The following is a 17251-nucleotide window of genomic DNA, read 5'->3' as shown; positions in this document are numbered from 1 at the left end:
GGAAGAAACCGAATGCAACGTTTCCGCAAGCTGATTTCCGACCTGCACGACATCCGCGCGGCGGTCAACGCCGCGCGCGAGTACAACGTGCTCGCCTCGCTTCCGCGTGATGCCGCCCAGCGGAGCGACCAGTTGAAGGCGTTCCTGCCGAACTGAACGCCGGGCGCGCGGTCCGGAGCCGCGCCACCCCGTTCTTTGCGCCAATCGCTGTCGCAGTGGACACCGCAGACGGACTTCTTTAGAGGCACATCCCTACTGTCCCGCGCGCCATATCGGCCGTGTGCGCCGTCTCCGGAATTCTGTCATGCTGGCGAGTCTCGTCCCCTTTGTGAGCCTCCTGTTGTCCACGCTCCTGATGATGGTGGCATTCGGCCTTCAGAGCTATGTCATCCCGGTGCGGGCGGTGGCGGAGGGATGGTCGACGCAGACGATCACCTGGATCGCGACGGGCTACACGCTCGGCTTCACCTCTTCGTGCATCGTCACCCCGAAGTTCATCCTCGCCGTCGGCCACGTGCGCGTGTTCGTGGCGCTGGTGACGCTGCTTTCGATCGCGATCCTGCTCTGCTCGGTCATGGTCGACTGGCGCGCCTGGATCCTGTTCCGCACCATTTCCGGCTTCGCGATCGCCGGCAGCTACCTGATCATCGAGAGCTGGCTGAACGAGCGGGTGACGAACGACAACCGCGCCGGCGTGTTCTCGCTCTATGTCATGACGACCATGGTCGGCAGCGTCGCGGGGCAGTATCTGGTGCCGCTCGGCGATCCGATGAGCACCACGCTGTTCATCCTCTGCGCCATCATCTTCTCGGTGTCGCTGCTGCCGACGGCGCTGACCTCCTCGCCGCTGCCCGCCGCGCCGACCCAGGCCCGGTTCAACGTGCCCAAGCTCTATCGCCGCTCGCCCGTCGCCGTCGTCGGCGCGTTCCTCGCCGGCGCGCTCTCCGGCGCCTGGCTCAATCTCGGCGGCGTCTTCACCCAGCGGATCGGCCTGACGACGACGCAGGGCGCCACGCTACTCGCGGCACTCCTCATCGGCAGCACGCTGGCGCAGATCCCGATCGGGCGTGCTTCGGACCGGATGGACCGGCGCCTCGTCATGGTGGTCTGCGGCGGCGTCGGCGTGGCCGCGAGCCTTGCCATGATCGCCGTGCAGGGCGGCTCGCCGATCCTGCTCTATCTTGTCGCCGGCCTCGTCGGCTCCGTCCTCTTCCCGATCTACGCGCTGAACGTGGCGCATGCGAACGACCTCGCCCAGCCGGACGAATATGTCGAGATCTCCTCGGGGATGATGATCGTCTACGGGATCGGTACGATCTCCGGCCCGCTGGTGGCCGGCCCCGTGATGGACCGCTTCGGCCCCACGTCGCTGTTCGCCGTCTTCACGCTCTATTTTGCCCTCTACGGCGGCTATGCCGCCTGGCGCATCATGCGGCGCGACGCCGAGACAGGCATGGTGGGGAAGACCGACTACCAGGCCATGCCGGTGCAGCCGCTCGCGGCCGAAGCCTCGGCCGCCTTGCAGGCCGATGCTGTCACCGACGAGGGAACGGACGACCTCATTGCCGACACCACCACGCCGCAGTGGACGAAGCCCTGAACGAAAGCGGATCATCGCCACCTGCGGCGGCCCGTCCGCTCAGCCCTGCGGGGTCACGTGGCGGCGCGCCGCCTTGCGCCGCAGGCCGAGCCTGTGTTCGCGGATGATGATGAAAATGCCGGCGCTGACGACGATCACGGTGCCGGCCAGCATGGCCAGCGTCGGCACGTCGTCGAACAGCAGGTAGCCGAAGCCCAGGCCGAGCAGGATCGAGGTATATTCGAACGGGGCGATGGTGGAGACGTCGGCATAACGATAGCTCGCCGTCAGCAGAAGCTGGGCCACGCCGCCGCAGAAGCCTGCCAGCGCCAGGAGGAGAAGCGCCCGGCCGGAGAGGTCGACCCAGCCGAGCGGCAGGGTTGCGAGCGAGAAGATCGAGGCCGACAGCGAGAAATAGAGGACGATCGTCGGCGTCTTCTCCGTCTGTACCAGCCGGCGCACCAGCACCATCGCCACGGCACCGAGCGTGGCCGAGGTGAGCACGGCCATGGCGCCGAGCGCTTCGGCGGTACCGACACCGCCCTGCTCCAGCAGCGTCAGCCGCGGCCAGGTGATGACGCCGACGCCGACGAGCCCGACCAGCACCGCCGACCAGCGATAGAGGCCCACCGTCTCCTTCAGGAACAATGCTGCGATCATGACCGCGATCAGCGGCATCGCATAGCCGATCGCGATCGCCTCGGGCAGCGGCAGGTGGAGAAGCCCGTAGAAGCCGAAGCTCATCGCCAGGATGCCGATGAAGCCGCGGCCGAGATGGCCTAGGACGTTGTTCGTGCGGAAGGAATCGACGAGTTCGCCGCGCACCGCAAGCCAGGCCATGATCGGCACCATGGCGAAGGCCGAGCGGTAGAAGGTGATCTGGCCGGTGGCGATACCCTCCCCCGCCGCCTTGATCAGCGTGGACATGCAAACGAAGATTACGACGGAGGAGACCTTGAGAAAGATCGCCTTCATCGGCTGCTGCTCGGCAAATTCCATGCGTCTGACAGTCTCTTGTTCACGACCTTGCAGGGCCGCAGCGCATCAGCGTCCATAGGCGGGGGAAGGGGTTGCACCGAACCTATACGACGGCGCGGGGATTCGGGATCAATTTTGGTGATGCACCCGAAAAGGTTTTGATGGGCGCGGGAATTCCTGCACGCAGTGGTTTAGTCATGCAATTTATAAACCATTTCTCAAATATTGAGCATTAATCATAATTGAGAAAAATTTGATCAATTTCACCTCTCCGGCGGCCCTCCCCGTCGGCCATTCCATGAGATTGTCATGTCCGCCAAGCCCGCGACTGCACAGGCATCATCACAGCTTTCCGCCACGCCCCGGACGATGCGCGCGATCGCCGAGGGGATCGGCACCGACCTCGAACACTTCAGCGAGGAAAACAGCTCGATCGCCCGCCAGATCAAGATGCTGGCGATCAACGCCAGCATCGAAGCGGCGCGCGCCGGCGAGGCCGGAAAGGGGTTTGCCGTCGTCGCCTCCGAGGTCCAGCGGCTGGCGGACATCTCCAGCACGATCGCCCAGCAGTTCGAGCGCAACGTGCTCGGCCGCATTGCGCTCGGCCGCTCGGTCTCGGAGTCGCTCGTCGACCAGATGGAGGGCGTCCGGCTGGTCGACCTGGCGCAGACGCTGGTGCAGCTGATCGTGCGCAACCTGTTCGAACGCACGGCCGACGTACGGTGGTGGACCACCGATCCCGCGCTGTGGCAGGCCCTGCAGGCGCCCGGCCGGAGCGCCTTCGACGCCGCGGCCGCCCGGCTGTCGGTGATCGCCAAGTACTATACCGTCTACCTCGACCTGGTCATGACCGACGCCGAAGGACGGGTGGTGGCCTCCGCCAACCCCGGCTATGCCAGCTCCGTGCGGGGCGTGAACCTCTCCGACAAGGACTGGTTCCGCGCGGCGGCGGCAACGAAGAGCGGCGACGACTATGCGGTGGAGCGGGTCCAGCCGAGCAACCTGCACAACGGGCGGCATGCGATCGTCTATGCCGCGGGCATCCGCGAGGGCGGCCTGCCGAACGGCCGGCTGCTCGGCAGCCTCGGCGTCTACTTCGACTGGCAGCAACAGGGCCAGTCGATCGTCGAGAAGGAGGCGAGCCTGCCGCCGCACGTGGCCGAGCGCACCCATGTGATGCTGCTCGACGGCGACAACCGCGTCATCGCCTCGAACCGCCCCGCGATGATCTTCACCAGCTTCGGCCTCAGCAATCCGAACGGCGCGATGCGCGGCAGCTACTACGCCCCCGACGGAACCATCGTCGCCTTCGCAAGGACGATCGGCTACGAGGACTATGACGGGCTCGGCTGGACCGGCGTGGTCGTCCAGCAGACCGAGAACGACGCCGAGATCCGCGCCGCGCTGGCCGCGCAGAAATAGGGCATCCGCCCTCGCCTCCACCGCCCGACCGATCCGGCCTGCGGCCGGCCGCCCCCTGCTGGCAGCTTGCCAGCCGCGGCAACCTTCGGCACACTCCCTGCATCGATGACAGCCGTCAATTGCATAAAGTCATGCGGGCGGGGCATCCGGCAATGAGATGTTAAGCCCGCACGAATATGAAGGGACCAGCCGAAGACCAATCGTCCTTTCCCCTCTTGGCTGGTTCCTCTAAAACGACAAGAGGCGAAGGACACGAGCAGGACCGAACATGCGCACTGAGAACGGCCGGATCATCCATCTGGCAGATTACCGCCCGACCGATTTCGTTCTAGAACGCGTCGACCTGACCTTCGAACTCGACCCGACCAACACCAAGGTCGACGCCCGCCTGATCTTCCATCGCCGGGAGGGAGCCGATCCGGGCGCTCCGCTCGTGCTCGACGGCGACGAACTTTCACTTTCCGGCCTTCTCTTCGACCAGGGGGAAATCCCCGCCAGCCAGTACGACGCAACCCCCGAGAGCCTGACGATCCGCGACCTGCCGGCGCAGACGCCGTTCGAGATCACGATCACCACCTTCATCAACCCGGAGGCCAACACCCAGTTGATGGGCCTCTACCGCACCAACGGCATCTACTGCACTCAGTGCGAGGCGGAAGGTTTCCGCCGCATCACCTACTTCCCCGACCGCCCGGACGTGCTGGCGCCCTACACGATCACCATCATCGCCGACAAGGCCGCCAACCCGGTCCTGCTGTCGAACGGCAATTTCCTCGGCGGCGGCGGCTATGACGAAGGCCGCGCCTTCGCCGCCTGGTTCGACCCGCACCCGAAGCCCAGCTATCTGTTCGCGCTCGTCGCCGGCGACCTCGGCGTCGTCGAGGACACGTTCACCACCATGTCCGGCCGCGAGGTGGCGCTGAAGATCTATGTCGAGCACGGCAAGGAAGCGCGCGTCGGCTACGCCATGGATGCGCTCAAGCGCTCGATGAAGTGGGACGAGGAGGTTTTCGGCCGCGAATACGACCTCGACATCTTCATGATCGTCGCCGTCTCCGATTTCAACATGGGCGCGATGGAGAACAAGGGGCTGAACGTCTTCAACGACAAGTACGTTCTGGCCGATCCCGAGATCGCGACCGACGCCGACTACGCCAATATCGAGGCGATCATCGCCCACGAGTATTTCCACAACTGGACCGGCAACCGCATCACCTGCCGCGACTGGTTCCAGCTATGCCTGAAGGAAGGCCTGACCGTCTATCGCGACCACGAATTTTCCGCCGACCAGCGTTCGCGCGCGGTCAAGCGCATCGCCGAAGTGCGCCACCTGAAGTCGGAGCAGTTCCCGGAGGACGCAGGCCCCCTCGCCCATCCTGTCCGCCCGACCAAGTACCGCGAAATCAACAACTTCTACACCACGACCGTCTACGAGAAGGGCTCCGAGGTGACGCGGATGATCGCGACCATCCTCGGGCCGCAGCTCTTCAAGGCCGGCATGGACCTCTATTTCGAGCGCCACGACGGCGAAGCGGCGACGATCGAGGATTTCGTCAAGTGCTTCGAGGATGCGAGCGGGCGCGACCTGACGCAGTTCTCGCTCTGGTACCACCAGGCCGGCACGCCGCTCGTCTCCGTCTCCAGCGCCTTCGACCAGCCCAAGGGGGTCTTCACGCTCTCCTTCGAGCAACTGGTGCCGCCGACGCCGGGCCAGTCCGCCAAGGAGCCGATGCACATTCCGCTGCGCTTCGGCCTGCTTCTTCCCGACGGAACCGAGGCGAAGCCGACTGCGATCGAGGGCGCCGAGGTCACCGGCGACGTGCTGCACCTCACCAGGCGCAACCAGGTCGTCACATTTTCGGGCATCGCCGGCCGCCCCGTGGTCACGCTCAACCGCGGCTTCTCCGCGCCGGTCAACGTGCATTTCGAGCAGGCGCCGGCCGATCTCGCCCACATCGCCCGCCACGATGCCGACCTGTTCGCCCGCTGGCAGGCGTTCAGCGACATCGCGCTGCCGAACCTTGTCGAAGCCGCGCGCAAGGCCCGCGACGGCGGCGAGATCACCGTCGATCCGCTGCTGGCAGAGACGTTGATCGCGGTTGCCGGCGACGAGACGCTGGAGCCCGCCTTCCGCGCCCAGATCCTGGCGCTGCCGAGCGAGGCGGACGTCGCCCGCGAGCATGGCAGCAACAACGATCCCGATGCGATCCGCGCCGGGCGCGAGGCCGTCCTCTCGGTCGTCGCCCACCAGGGTGCGGCGCTGTTCGCAGCGCTGTTCGACCGCAACCACACCAGGGGCAGCTTCACCCCGGACGCTGCAAGCGCCGGCAAGCGGACGCTGCGCAACGCAGCCCTCGGCTACCTCGCCATTGCCGAAGGTACGCCTGAGCGCGCCGCAAAGGCCTTCGCCACAGCCGACAACATGACGGACCTGAGCGCGGCGCTGACCGTCCTCGCCCACCGCTTCCCCGAGGCGCCGGAGACCGAAGCGGCGCTCGAGAGCTTCCGCGCCCGCTTCGCCGAAAACCCGCTGGTGATCGACAAGTGGTTCGCGATCCAGGCGACGATCCCCGGCAGCGGCGCGCTCGCCCGCGTCGAGCGGCTGATGGAAAGCCCGCTTTTCAACGGCAGCAACCCGAACCGGGTGCGGGCGCTGGTCGGCACCTTCGCCTTCTCCAACCCGACCGGGTTCAACCGTCCCGATGGCGAGGGCTATCGCTTCCTCGCCTCGCAGATCCTCGAGATCGATCCGAAGAACCCGCAGCTCGCCGCGCGCATCCTCACCTCCATGCGCTCCTGGCGCGCCCTGGAAGAGGTTCGCGCCGAGCATGCGCTCAACGCGTTGCGGCGCATCGCCGGGGCGGAAAAGCTTTCGGCGGACGTCTCCGACATCGTCGAGCGAATGCTGAACGGCTGAGAACGCGGCCTTTTTCCCTTCCGGCGGCGCTACGTCGCCGGACTACAATTTTCCAACGATGAGAACTGGTTAAGAAGTCGTTACCTTTTCCTCTGGACAAGGCGAATCGCGAATGATTCATTAGCTTAGATTCGGACGCGGCGTTTTCGAATCACCAGAAGAAACAGGATATTGGACATGGCGGACGCGCAGCGGGGACGCGCAGCCGAGGGGCGGATTCGTCTCAAATTTCCGGGCTCGGCACCCTGGAACCAGGACCTGGCAGGGCATGCCAGGATCTTTGCCGGGCCGGCTTCGTTCCGCCTGTCGCGCGCAGAGCCCGTGCTGAAGCGTTCGATCCCGATCCTGATCATCGCCTTCCTCCTGGTCGTCGGCATCTCGCGCCTGACGGGGCTCATGCTCGAGCACCAGCGCATGGACGCGAGCCTGCGCGACGGCACCACGCTGATGGCGGCTGCCGTGTCGATGCTCGTCTCCGCCGACGATGGCCGCCTGATGGCCGAGGGCCAGCGCGCCGGGATGGAGCAGGCGCTGTCGAAATTCCTCCCGCAGGACCGGCTTCCCGAAGGCGCGCTCGTGCTGTTTGTGCAGAAGGGCGGACAGGTCTTCGCCGCTTCGCTCTCCGGGGCGTCCTTCGTCGGCATGTCGGTGGCGCGGATCGCGCCGGACGTGGCCGCGTCGCACTATTTCGGCGATCCTGCCGGGATCATTCGCGCCCGGTTCGGCGACGTCGAACACTACGTCTCGATCGTCAACGGACCCACGGACGGCAGCTACGCGCTGGTGGCGAGCCCGGTCGGCACGATCGACGAATCGTGGCGCAGCGAACTGTCGCTGAACGTCACGCTGTTTGCCGGCATTTCCGCCATTCTCGGCATCATCCTCTACGCCTATTTCCTCCAGGCGAAGCGCTCGCGCGATGCCGATGCGATCTTCGCCGAATCCAACCTGCGGGTGGAGACGGCGCTGGCGCGCGGACGCTGCGGCCTGTGGGACTTCGATCTTTCCGGTCGTCGCCTGTTCTGGTCGCGCTCGATGTACGAGATGCTCGGCATGACCCCGCGCGAGGACTATCTTTCCTTCGGCGATGCCGCGCGACTGATGCATCCCGACGACGACGGCATCTACCAGGTCGCCCGCGCCATCGCCAAGGGCGAGGCCCGCCAGGTCGACCAGGTGTTCCGCATGCGCCATGCCGACGGGCACTATGTCTGGCTGCGCGCCCGCGCCCAGCTGATCCGCATGGGATCGGGCCGCACCCACATGATCGGCATCGCCATGGACGTGACCGAGCAGCACAAGCTGGCGCAGCGCTACCACGAGGCCGACCAGAGGCTGGCGGTCGCGATCGAATGCACCTCGGAGATCTTCGTCCTGTGGGACAAGGACGATCGCCTCGTCATGTGCAATGCCCATTACCAGCAGGCCTACGGGCTGCCGGACGAGGTGCTCGTGCCGGGCACCGAGCGGCTGGTGGTACTGGCCGCGGCCGCACGGCCGGTGATCGCCCGACGCATCGCCGACAGCGGCGGCAACGCCGGTTCGCAGACCACCGAAGTGCAGCTCGCCGACGAGCGCTGGCTGCAGGTCAACGAACGGCGCACGCGCGACGGCGGCCTCGTCTCCGTCGGCACCGACATCACCATGATCAAGCGCCACCAGGCCCGCTTGCGCGAATCCGAGCGGCGGCTCGTGGCGACGATCGGCGACCTGTCGGCTTCGCGCGCGACGCTGGAAAAGCAGAAGGCCGAGCTTTCCATCGCCAACGCCAACTACCAGGCGGAAAAGGAGCGCGCCGAGGCGGCCAACCGCGCCAAGTCGGAATTCCTCGCCAACATGTCGCACGAGCTGCGCACGCCGCTGAACGCCATCCTCGGCTTCTCGGAAATCCTGCAGAACCAGATGTTCGGCCCGCTCGGCTCGGACAAGTACGACGAGTACGCCCACGACATCCACGAGAGCGGCCAGCACCTCCTGAACGTCATCACCGACATCCTCGACATGTCCAAGATCGAGGCCGGCCACATGCGCATCAGCTGCGATGCCATCGATCTCGCGCCCCTGATCGAGGAGACGCTGCGGCTGACGACGATTTCGGCAAAGCAGAAGAACATCCGCGTCGACCAGCAGGTGTCGTCAGGACTTTCGCTCATCGCCGACCGCCGCGCGATGAAGCAGATCCTGCTGAACCTTTTGTCGAACGCCATGAAGTTCACCAACAGCGGCGGCCAGGTGCATGTGCGGGCGAAGAAGCGGGGCGGTGCCGTGACGCTGACGATTGCCGACAGCGGCATCGGCATCCCCAAGGCGGCCCTTGCCAAGATCGGCCAGCCGTTCGAGCAGGTGCAGAGCCAGTATGCCAAGAGCAAGGGCGGCTCGGGCCTCGGCCTTGCCATCTCCCGGTCCCTGACCCGGCTGCACGGCGGCAGCATGCGGATCTGCTCGCAGGAGGGCAAGGGCACCGTCATCTCGGTCCGCATCCCGGCTGCCGACGACCTCGTCGCACCCTGCCGGCAGGCGGGCTGACGCGCCGGAAGCGCCCCGGCCCAATCACCTGTCGCAAACCCCCTCTGGCCTGCCGGCCATCTCCCCCACAAGGGGGGAGAAGACTTGCGGTGCCCGTCTGCCCGAATGGAACCTCGACAGCGCGGCCGGGTTAAGCCCTCCCCCTTGTGGGGAGGGTGGGGAGGGGTCTTCAGCCAGATGCGACGGCGCCCAAAATCAGATCGCGACGGTGGCCTGGAAGATGCGCCGCACGGCCTTAGAAAGCCGCTTCAGCTCCGCCTCCAGCGTCTTCAGGTCCGGGCAGTCGCCCGCGCGGCAGACGAGATCGACCAGCCCGGCCGGCGCCTCCTTCGGGTCGAACGGCCCGTCGATGCACAGCCGCACGATCTGGGAGATCTCGGAATAGATCCGCAACGCCTGCTGGACCGTGTCGAGGTCGTTTTCGTCCATCTGCCCGCGTGCGACGACCGAAAGCGCGTCCGCGGTCGGCAGCGCCTGCTCCGGCAGGGCCACGCCTCGCGCCGGCGCCACCAGCGCCAGGAACTGCGCGATGAACTCGATGTCGATCAGACCGCCGGGAATGAGCTTCAGGTCCCAGATGTCGCGCGGCGGCTTCTCCTTGTCGATCAGGGACCGCATCTCGGCGACATCCTTCGCGATCACGGCGACGTCGCAGGTCCGGTCGAGCACGGTGGCGATGGTGGCGCGGGTTTCTGCCGCAAGGTTCTCGTCGCCGCAGACGACGCGGGCGCGGGTGAGCGCCATGTGCTCCCACGTCCAGGCCTCCTCCTGCTGGTACTTCGCAAACGAGGTGATGCGCGTGGCGACCGGCCCCTTGTTGCCGGAGGGGCGAAGCCGCATGTCCACCTCGTAGAGCACCCCTTCCGCGGTCGGCGCGGACAGGGCGGCGATCAGCCGCTGCGTCATGCGGGCAAAGTATCGCGTCGCGTCGAGCGGCCGGGAACCATTCGATTCCACCGAGGCCGCGCCGTCATAGTCGTAGAGCAGGATCAGGTCGACGTCCGAGCCGGCGGTCAGCTCGAAGCTGCCGAGCTTGCCCATGCCGAGGATCGCCACGCGCCCGCCCGGAAACGTCCCGTGCGCCGCCTCGATCTCGCGCTTCACTGCGCCCAGTGCCGCTTCGATGATCAGGTCGGCGACATGGGTCAGGGCGCGCCCGGCCTGGGCGCCGCCGATCGATCCGGTCAGAAGCCGGATGCCGATCAGGAAGCGCTGCTCGGCGGCGATGATGCGCAATCGGTCCAGCACGTCCTCGTAGTGGCTTGCGCCGGCGAGAAAGCCCTCGATGCGCTCGGCGAGGTGGCTGCGGGTCGGTAGTTCGGCCAGAAGCCGCGGGTCCAGCATGCCGTCGAAGACGTGCGGCCGGCCGGCGATGATCTCGGCCAGCCGCGGCGCGGACGACATGATGTTGACGATCAGCGAGAGCAGCCGCGGATTGTTGCCGAGCAGCGAGAACAGCTGGATGCCCGCCGGCAGGCCGGAGATGAACTGGTCGAAGCGCAGCAGCGCCTCGTCGGCGCGCTTGCTCTCGCCGAACACCTTCAGGAGTTCCGGCGTCAGTTCCGTCAGCCGCTCGCGCGCCTCCACCGATTGCGTGGCGCGGTAGCGGCCGTAGTGCCAGGTGCGGATCGTCTGCGAGATCGCCTCCGGCCGCTGGTAGCCGAGCTTGCGCAGCGTCTCCAGCGTGTCCGGATCGTCGCGCTGGCCGGTGAAGACGAGGTTCCCGCCCTCCGTCGAAAGCTTGGCCTCCTGCTCGAACAGCGCGCCGTAGCGTCGCTCCACCGTTTTGAGTACCTCGACCAGTGCTGCGGAAAACTCGGCCGTATCGGCAAAGCCCATCATGAAGGCGATCCGCCTCAGTTCGGACTCGGTCTCCGGCAGCAGGTGCGTCTGCTCGTCGCGCACCATCTGGATCCGGTGCTCGATGTCGCGCAGGAACCAGTAGGCCGCTGTCAGTTCGTTGCAGGTCGTCTCGTCGATCCAGCCGGCGCGGACGAGTTCCTGCAGCATCGGCTCGGTGGCGCGCAGCCGCAGCGCCGGCATCCGGCCACCGGCGATCAGCTGCTGGGTCTGGACGAAGAATTCGATCTCGCGGATGCCGCCGCGGCCGAGCTTGATGTTGTGCCCCTTCACGGCGATCTCGCCATGCCCCTTGTGCACGTGGATCTGGCGCTTGATCGAGTGGATATCGGCGATCGCCGCATAGTCGAGGTACTTGCGGAAGACGAAGGGGACGAGTTCACGCAGGAAGCCGTCACCGGCGGGAATATCGCCTGCCACGGCCTTGGCCTTGATGAAGGCGGCGCGCTCCCAGTTCTGGCCGCGGCTCTCATAGTAGAGCAGCGCGCTGTCGACGGAGATCGCCAGCGGTGTCGCGCCCGGATCGGGCCTGAGCCTCAGGTCGGTGCGGAACACGTAGCCGTCGGCGGTCCGCTCCTGCATGATCCGGATCAGTCGGCGCACCAGCCGGGCGAAGGTCTCCGTCGCCTCGCTCGCGTCCAGAGCGATCCCGGCCTGCGGGTCGAAGAAGACGACGAGGTCGATGTCCGACGAATAGTTGAGTTCGCCCGCTCCGAGCTTGCCCATGCCGAGCACGATCACGCCCGAGCCCTCCCCCGGCCGGGTGGCGTCCTTGAGCTTCAGCTTGCCGGCCGACTGCCCGGCAAGGAGCAGATGGTCGATCGCCGCGCAGACGGCGGCTTCGGCGAATTCGCTGAGGAAGGCGGTGGTCTGGCGCCCGTCGATCAGCCGGGCGAGGTCGGCCAGCGCGGTCAGGAACGACAGCTTGCGCTTGGCCTGGCGCAGCCGCGCCATCACCGCCGCCTCGGAGGCGTCCTCGTGGATTGCGGGATCCCAGGCGCGCCGCACTTCGGCGATGACCCGCTCAAGCTGCGGCAGGAGCGGCCCGCCGATCGCGTTTGCCAGCAGGTCCGGCGATACGCGGGCGATATCGCGAAGATAGGGGGACAGCGAAAGTGCTGCGACGACGAAGTCCTTCAGCGCGCCCTCTGTGCCGAGAAGGGCTGCGACATCCGGCTGCCCGCGGGCGATATCCTTCAGGTCGGAGAGGACGGACTTGACCTCCGTCTGGCTCAGCGGCCGGATCGGGCAGGTCTCCATCTCGCTCAGTCGCACCGTCTCTCTCATCGTCATCGCCTCCCCGACGCGCATCCGTTCCGGCCACAAGCCGTGGTCGACGCGGATCCTGCTCTAGCAGGCCGATCGCTTCGGGAAAACCGATGCCAGCGCAATGCCAGTGCAAAATGCGGTGAGGAACGTGGCCGCCGCGATGGCAGAACGGGTCGCGTCAGGCCTTGCCGACCGCGCTTGCGGGAAAGCACATCGTCGCCGTCAGCCCGTGCTCCATCCCCTTCTCGTCGGCGGTGGCGCTCAGCTTGAGCGTGCCGTGATGCACCTCCATTACCGCCTCGACCAGCGACAGGCCGAGGCCCGTGCCCGGCTTGCTGCGGCTCTTGTCGAGGCGGACGAAGCGCTTGAGCGCGTCTGCGCGATGCTCGGCGGGAATGCCGGGGCCGTTGTCGGCCACCGACAGCAGCGCCGTCTCGCCCTCGCGCGCCAGGCGCACGACGATGCGCCCCTCGGACGCCCCTTCCGCATATTTGATCGCATTGTCGAGCAGGTTGCCGAGCGCCTGTCCGATCAGCTCCCGGTTGCCAATGATCTGGATGTCGGGCGCGATCTCGGACTTCACCGAAAGCCCGGCATCCTCGGCCGCCGGCTCGTAGAGCTCGACGCAGTCGGCGACGATCTGCGTCAGGTCGACCGGACCCATCTCGGCGACCGCAGAGCCCGCCTCGACGCGGGAGATCATCAGGAGCGCATTGAAGGTGCGGATCAGCTGGTCGGATTCGGCGATGATCTCCGACAGGGATTCGCGGAACTCCGCCGGCTCCGTCTTGCCGGCAAGGGCAGCTTCCGCCTTGTTGCGCAGCCGCGTCAGCGGCGTCTTCAGGTCGTGGGCGATGTTGTCGGAGACCTGCCTCAGCCCCTCGTTGAGCTTCTCGATGCGGCCGAGCATGGCGTTCAGCGATTCCGACAGCCGGTCGAACTCGTCGCCGGAACCGCCGACCGGCAGGCGCTGCGTCAGGTCGCCATCCATGATGCGCTGGCTCGCCCCCGACATGCGGTCCATGCGGCGCAGCGCATTGCGCCCGATCAGGTACCAGATCGCCAGCGCCCCGATGCCCATGATGCCGAGCGCCACGACCAGCGACTGGCGCACGAGCCCGCGGAAATTCTCAGGATCGCCGAGATCGCGGCCGACCAGGATCTTGAGGCTGTTGGGAAGCAGGAAGACCTCGGCCAGTGCCGCGTGACGTTCCGACTTGCCCTCGTCGCCGTAGCGCTCGTAGCGGAACGGCGCCGTGGTCCAGCCCTCCTGGTCGAGCACGCCCGGCTGCAGCGACAGCACGTTGCCGGCCAGGATCTCGCCGGCGGGGCTGGCGATGATGTAGAGGTTGGCGCCCGGCTGGCGGGCGCGGCGCTCCAGCGCCCGCAAGAGCCCGTTCATGCCGCCGCGGGTAAAGACCTGCTCAATCTCGGAAGCCTCCTGCGCCACCGTCTCCCGGATCTGGTCGCGCAGCAGCCCCTGCGACATGGATGTCACGTAGAAGACGAGAAAGGCGGCGCAAGCGGCAAACAGCAGCAGGTACAGCGCCGAGAGGCGGACCGCCGTCGTGCGAAACAGCGCTTTCACCCCTGAGGCCATCCTGGGCGCAGCCATGTCAGGCGGAAACCTCGTCCTTGATCATGTAGCCGGCGCCGCGCACCGTACGCAGCAGCGGCTGGTCGAAGTCCTTCTCGATCTTCGAGCGCAGCCGCGACACGTGCACGTCAATCACGTTGGTCTGCGGATCGAAGTGATAGTCCCAGACGTTCTCCAGCAGCATGGTGCGCGTCACCACCTGGCCTGCGTTCTTCATCAGGTATTCCAGCAGGCGGAACTCGCGCGGCTGGAGCAGGATCTCCTTGCCGCCGCGGCGCACGACATGCGCCAGCCGGTCGAGTTCGAGGTCGCCGACGCGATAGGTCATGTCCTGGTCGGGCGAGCCCTTGCGGCGGCCGAGCACCTCGACACGGGCCAGAAGCTCGCTGAAGGCATAGGGCTTGGGCAGGTAGTCGTCTCCGCCGGCGCGCAGGCCCGTCACCCGGTCGTCGACCTGGCCGAGCGCCGACAGGATCAGGGCTGGCGTGTGGATGGCCTTCGCCCGCAGTTCGGAAATCAGCGACAGGCCGTCGCGGCGCGGCAGCATGCGATCGACGATCAGCACGTCGTAGGTGTTTTCCGTCGCCAGAAAGAGGCCGCTGTCGCCGTCGCTGGCATGGTCCGAGACGATGCCGGCCTCGCGAAACGCCTTGGTCAGGTAGGCGGCGGCATCCAGATCGTCTTCTACAATCAGTATCTTCATGGATGAACCTTACACGTGTTGGCGCGCGCTTGAACAGACCGCCCCGAAGGTGACATGTCCCGATACGCAAGCGCCGCGAAACCTTGCGATTCCGCGGCGCACCGGATCGAGCTGTGCGGGTCAGCCCTGGTCGATCGGCAGGGCAACGAAGCGGCTGCCACCATCGGTCTCGACCTGGAACAGCGCCTTGGAGCGGCCGTCCTTGCGGGCCTGGTCGATAACCTTGGTGATGTCCTCAGCCGACTTGATTTCCTTGTTGTTCACCGAGGTGATGCGGTCGCCTTCCTTCAGGCCGCGGTCGCTCGCATCGGAGTCCGGATCGACGGCGGCGACGGTGACGCCGTTGCCGTCATCGGACGGGCTGACGGCGATGCCGAGGTCGGCGAGCTCCTCCTCGCTCGACTGCGGCTCGTCCGGCGTTGCCTGGTCCGGCGAGGCCGAAGCCTGCTGGTCGGCCTCGAGCTTGGCGATCTCAACCTTGACGGTCTCGGACTTGCCGTTGCGCCACACCGAGAACTCAGTCTCGGTGCCCGGCGCGATCAGGGCGACGCGCTTTGCGAGGTCGCGGGGGTCCTTAATCGGGTCGCCGTCAAGTGCGGTGATCACGTCACCCTTCTTGATGCCGGCCTTCTCGCCCGGCGAGCCGGCCTGCGGCTCGACCACCAGCGCGCCCTGCGCCTCGGCCAGCCCCAGCGATTCGGCGATGTCCTTGGTCACCGGCTGGATCTGCACGCCGAGCCAGCCGCGCTCGACCTTGCCGTCCTTCATCAGGTCGGCGACGACGTCCTTGGCGACGGAAGCGGGGATCGCGAACGCGATGCCGACATTGCCGCCGGAAGGCGAGAAGATCGCCGTGTTGATGCCAACGACCTGGCCGTCGAGGTTGAAGGCCGGACCGCCCGAGTTGCCGCGGTTCACGGCAGCGTCGATCTGCAGGTAGTCGTCATAAGGACCAGAGCCGATGTCGCGGCCGCGGGCGGAAATGATGCCGGCCGTGACCGTGCCGCCGAGGCCGAACGGGTTGCCGACGGCGACGACCCAGTCACCGACGCGGACCTTGCTGTCGTCGGCAAAGCTGACATAGGTGAACTTGCGGTTCTCCTTGTTGTCGATCTTCAGCACGGCCAGATCGGTGCGGCTGTCCTTGCCGACCAGCTTGGCGTCGACCTCGGAACCGTCGTTGAGCACGATGGTGAAGGCAGCGCCGTCATCGACGACGTGGTTGTTGGTGACGATGTAGCCGTCCTCGGAGATGATGAAGCCGGAGCCCTGCGAGGTCGGGCGCATGTGACCCTTGCGCTTGCCGTCGCGGTCACCGAAGCGGTGCGGGCCGCGGTCGGCGCGCGGGCCGTCCTGGCCGCCGCCGAATTCACGGAAGAAGCGCTTGAGCGGATGATCGTCCGGCAGATCGTCGAAGCCGCGGCCGCCGAAATTGAAGTTGAAGCTGTTGCCGTCACCCTCGTCGGAGACCGGCTTGACGTCGGACTGGACGCGGACGGAGACGACAGCCGGGGATACGGCGTCGACGACGTCGCCGAAGCTCGCAACCTGCGGCGCGGTGACCTTCACCGGCTCGGCGAAGGACTGCACGACCTGCGCGGGAATGCCGGTCGAAAGCATGAGCGCTGCCAGACCCGCGACGGTGGAGGTCTTCAGAACCGTCTTGAGCGAAGGGCGGAGGGAAATTTGCTTGGACATCGCGGAACCTTTTCTCTTGTGTCTCGACTGGAGATCGATGACCAACAGATAGGGCCCAACACATTACCGCGCACTATCCGCGGCATGAAATTTTGGTAATGTTTGCGCGAGGCCGGCTTATTTTTCGCTGCCGACACTCTTTGCGTGGCCCTCGCCGACGATTCGATCCAGCGCCGCCTTCTCCTCCACCGTCAGCGGCTCGCCCACGGCTTTGCCCGCGCGCCGGCGCACAAACAGCGTCATCGCGACCGCTCCACCGAGGAAGAGAACGATCGGTGCGCCCCAGAGCAGCAGCGTCTCGCCCCGCAACCGCGGCTTGAGCAGCACGAATTCGCCGTAGCGCGAGACGACATAGTCGATCACCGCCTCGTCGCTGTCGCCGCTGACGATGCGCTCGCGCACCAGCACGCGCAGGTCGCGGGCCAGTTCCGCATTGGAATCGTCGATCGACTGGTTCTGGCAGACCATGCAGCGCAGCTGCGCCGAAAGCGCCCGCGCGCGCGCCTCCAGCGCCGGGTCCGGCAGCACCTCGTCCGGATTGACGGCGAAGGCCGGCAGCGGGGAAAGCAGCAGGAAGAGGACCAGTGCCAGCCTGGCGAATACGCCGCGATGCCCCTCATCCGCCTGCCGGCACCTTCTCCCCGCAAGCGGGGAGAAGGACGATCGCGTCGCATGGGGCACGTCCCCTCTCCCCGCTTGCGG

At 66.6% G+C, this 17251-nt stretch carries 11 protein-coding genes; 5 read left to right on the top strand and 6 right to left on the bottom strand.

The annotated features are described in order from the left end of the window. Nucleotides 1–12 precede the first annotated feature (12 nt). Together GGQ64_RS19050 and GGQ64_RS19045 are read left to right on the top strand one after the other, a co-directional pair. Entirely contained in the window at nucleotides 13–156 is a 144-nt protein-coding gene (locus GGQ64_RS19050; RefSeq protein ID WP_183806910.1) for a hypothetical protein, read from the top strand. Nucleotides 157–304: 148 nt separating this feature from the next. Continuing rightward, a complete protein-coding gene (locus tag GGQ64_RS19045; protein ID WP_183806909.1) occupies nucleotides 305–1600 on the top strand; it encodes an MFS transporter in 1296 nt (431 codons plus the stop codon). A gap of 39 nt (nucleotides 1601–1639) precedes the next feature. Here GGQ64_RS19045 and GGQ64_RS19040 read toward each other — a convergent pair whose 3' ends face one another. Continuing rightward, nucleotides 1640–2578: a DMT family transporter gene (locus GGQ64_RS19040; protein ID WP_246422784.1), complete on the bottom strand. Its 939-nt coding sequence runs from the start codon at nucleotides 2576–2578 to the stop codon at nucleotides 1640–1642. Nucleotides 2579–2866: 288 nt separating this feature from the next. On the opposite strand from GGQ64_RS19040, the gene GGQ64_RS19035 reads away from it, so the two are divergent. The 3 genes from GGQ64_RS19035 to GGQ64_RS19025 all read left to right on the top strand — a co-directional run bounded on the left by GGQ64_RS19035 (nucleotide 2867) and on the right by GGQ64_RS19025 (nucleotide 9422). Further along, nucleotides 2867–3979: a methyl-accepting chemotaxis protein gene (locus tag GGQ64_RS19035; protein WP_183806908.1), complete on the top strand. Its 1113-nt coding sequence runs from the start codon at nucleotides 2867–2869 to the stop codon at nucleotides 3977–3979. A gap of 268 nt (nucleotides 3980–4247) precedes the next feature. Further along, nucleotides 4248–6896: an aminopeptidase N gene (gene pepN, locus GGQ64_RS19030; RefSeq protein ID WP_183806907.1), complete on the top strand. Its 2649-nt coding sequence runs from the start codon at nucleotides 4248–4250 to the stop codon at nucleotides 6894–6896. Between the two features lie 177 nt (nucleotides 6897–7073). Next, nucleotides 7074–9422: a PAS domain-containing sensor histidine kinase gene (locus GGQ64_RS19025; protein ID WP_183806906.1), complete on the top strand. Its 2349-nt coding sequence runs from the start codon at nucleotides 7074–7076 to the stop codon at nucleotides 9420–9422. A gap of 195 nt (nucleotides 9423–9617) precedes the next feature. Here the strand turns inward: GGQ64_RS19025 and GGQ64_RS19020 are convergent, their stop codons facing one another. From GGQ64_RS19020 to GGQ64_RS19000, 5 genes are all read right to left on the bottom strand, one after another. Next, nucleotides 9618–12575: a bifunctional [glutamine synthetase] adenylyltransferase/[glutamine synthetase]-adenylyl-L-tyrosine phosphorylase gene (locus GGQ64_RS19020; RefSeq protein ID WP_425488525.1), complete on the bottom strand. Its 2958-nt coding sequence runs from the start codon at nucleotides 12573–12575 to the stop codon at nucleotides 9618–9620. A gap of 154 nt (nucleotides 12576–12729) precedes the next feature. After that, the gene (locus GGQ64_RS19015) at nucleotides 12730–14151 is read right to left on the bottom strand and encodes a sensor histidine kinase (RefSeq protein WP_183807148.1); all 1422 of its coding nucleotides are present in this window, start codon (nucleotides 14149–14151) and stop codon (nucleotides 12730–12732) included. A 16-nt stretch (nucleotides 14152–14167) separates the two neighbouring features. Then, complete coding sequence (locus GGQ64_RS19010) at nucleotides 14168–14851, bottom strand: response regulator transcription factor (protein WP_183806904.1); 684 nt, start codon at nucleotides 14849–14851, stop codon at nucleotides 14168–14170. Between the two features lie 120 nt (nucleotides 14852–14971). Next, nucleotides 14972–16549 (bottom strand): Do family serine endopeptidase, encoded by a 1578-nt coding sequence (locus tag GGQ64_RS19005; RefSeq protein ID WP_183806903.1) that lies wholly within the window; start codon nucleotides 16547–16549, stop codon nucleotides 14972–14974. A gap of 117 nt (nucleotides 16550–16666) precedes the next feature. After that, nucleotides 16667–17140, bottom strand: coding sequence for a cytochrome c-type biogenesis protein (locus GGQ64_RS19000; RefSeq protein WP_246422797.1), 474 nt, complete (start codon nucleotides 17138–17140; stop codon nucleotides 16667–16669). Between the last annotated feature and the right edge of the window lie 111 nt (nucleotides 17141–17251).

Origin of the sequence: Mycoplana azooxidifex (assembly GCF_014196765.1) — a bacterium.
Classification (GTDB): Bacteria; Pseudomonadota; Alphaproteobacteria; order Rhizobiales; family Rhizobiaceae; genus Mycoplana; species Mycoplana azooxidifex.
The sequence above is the reverse complement of the archived record's forward strand: the minus strand, read 5'-3'. Positions and strand labels throughout refer to the sequence as shown.

What these genes read in the sequence shown, in the direction of transcription:
- GGQ64_RS19050 (WP_183806910.1), top strand. Translation starts at nt 13, where the DNA reads ATGCAACGTTTCCGCAAGCTGATTTCCGACCTGCACGACATCCGCGCG.
- GGQ64_RS19045 (WP_183806909.1), top strand. Translation starts at nt 305, where the DNA reads ATGCTGGCGAGTCTCGTCCCCTTTGTGAGCCTCCTGTTGTCCACGCTC.
- GGQ64_RS19040 (WP_246422784.1), bottom strand. Translation starts at nt 2,578, where the DNA reads ATGGAATTTGCCGAGCAGCAGCCGATGAAGGCGATCTTTCTCAAGGTC.
- GGQ64_RS19035 (WP_183806908.1), top strand. Translation starts at nt 2,867, where the DNA reads ATGTCCGCCAAGCCCGCGACTGCACAGGCATCATCACAGCTTTCCGCC.
- pepN (WP_183806907.1), top strand. Translation starts at nt 4,248, where the DNA reads ATGCGCACTGAGAACGGCCGGATCATCCATCTGGCAGATTACCGCCCG.
- GGQ64_RS19025 (WP_183806906.1), top strand. Translation starts at nt 7,074, where the DNA reads ATGGCGGACGCGCAGCGGGGACGCGCAGCCGAGGGGCGGATTCGTCTC.
- GGQ64_RS19020 (WP_425488525.1), bottom strand. Translation starts at nt 12,575, where the DNA reads ATGACGATGAGAGAGACGGTGCGACTGAGCGAGATGGAGACCTGCCCG.
- GGQ64_RS19015 (WP_183807148.1), bottom strand. Translation starts at nt 14,151, where the DNA reads ATGGCCTCAGGGGTGAAAGCGCTGTTTCGCACGACGGCGGTCCGCCTC.
- GGQ64_RS19010 (WP_183806904.1), bottom strand. Translation starts at nt 14,851, where the DNA reads ATGAAGATACTGATTGTAGAAGACGATCTGGATGCCGCCGCCTACCTG.
- GGQ64_RS19005 (WP_183806903.1), bottom strand. Translation starts at nt 16,549, where the DNA reads ATGTCCAAGCAAATTTCCCTCCGCCCTTCGCTCAAGACGGTTCTGAAG.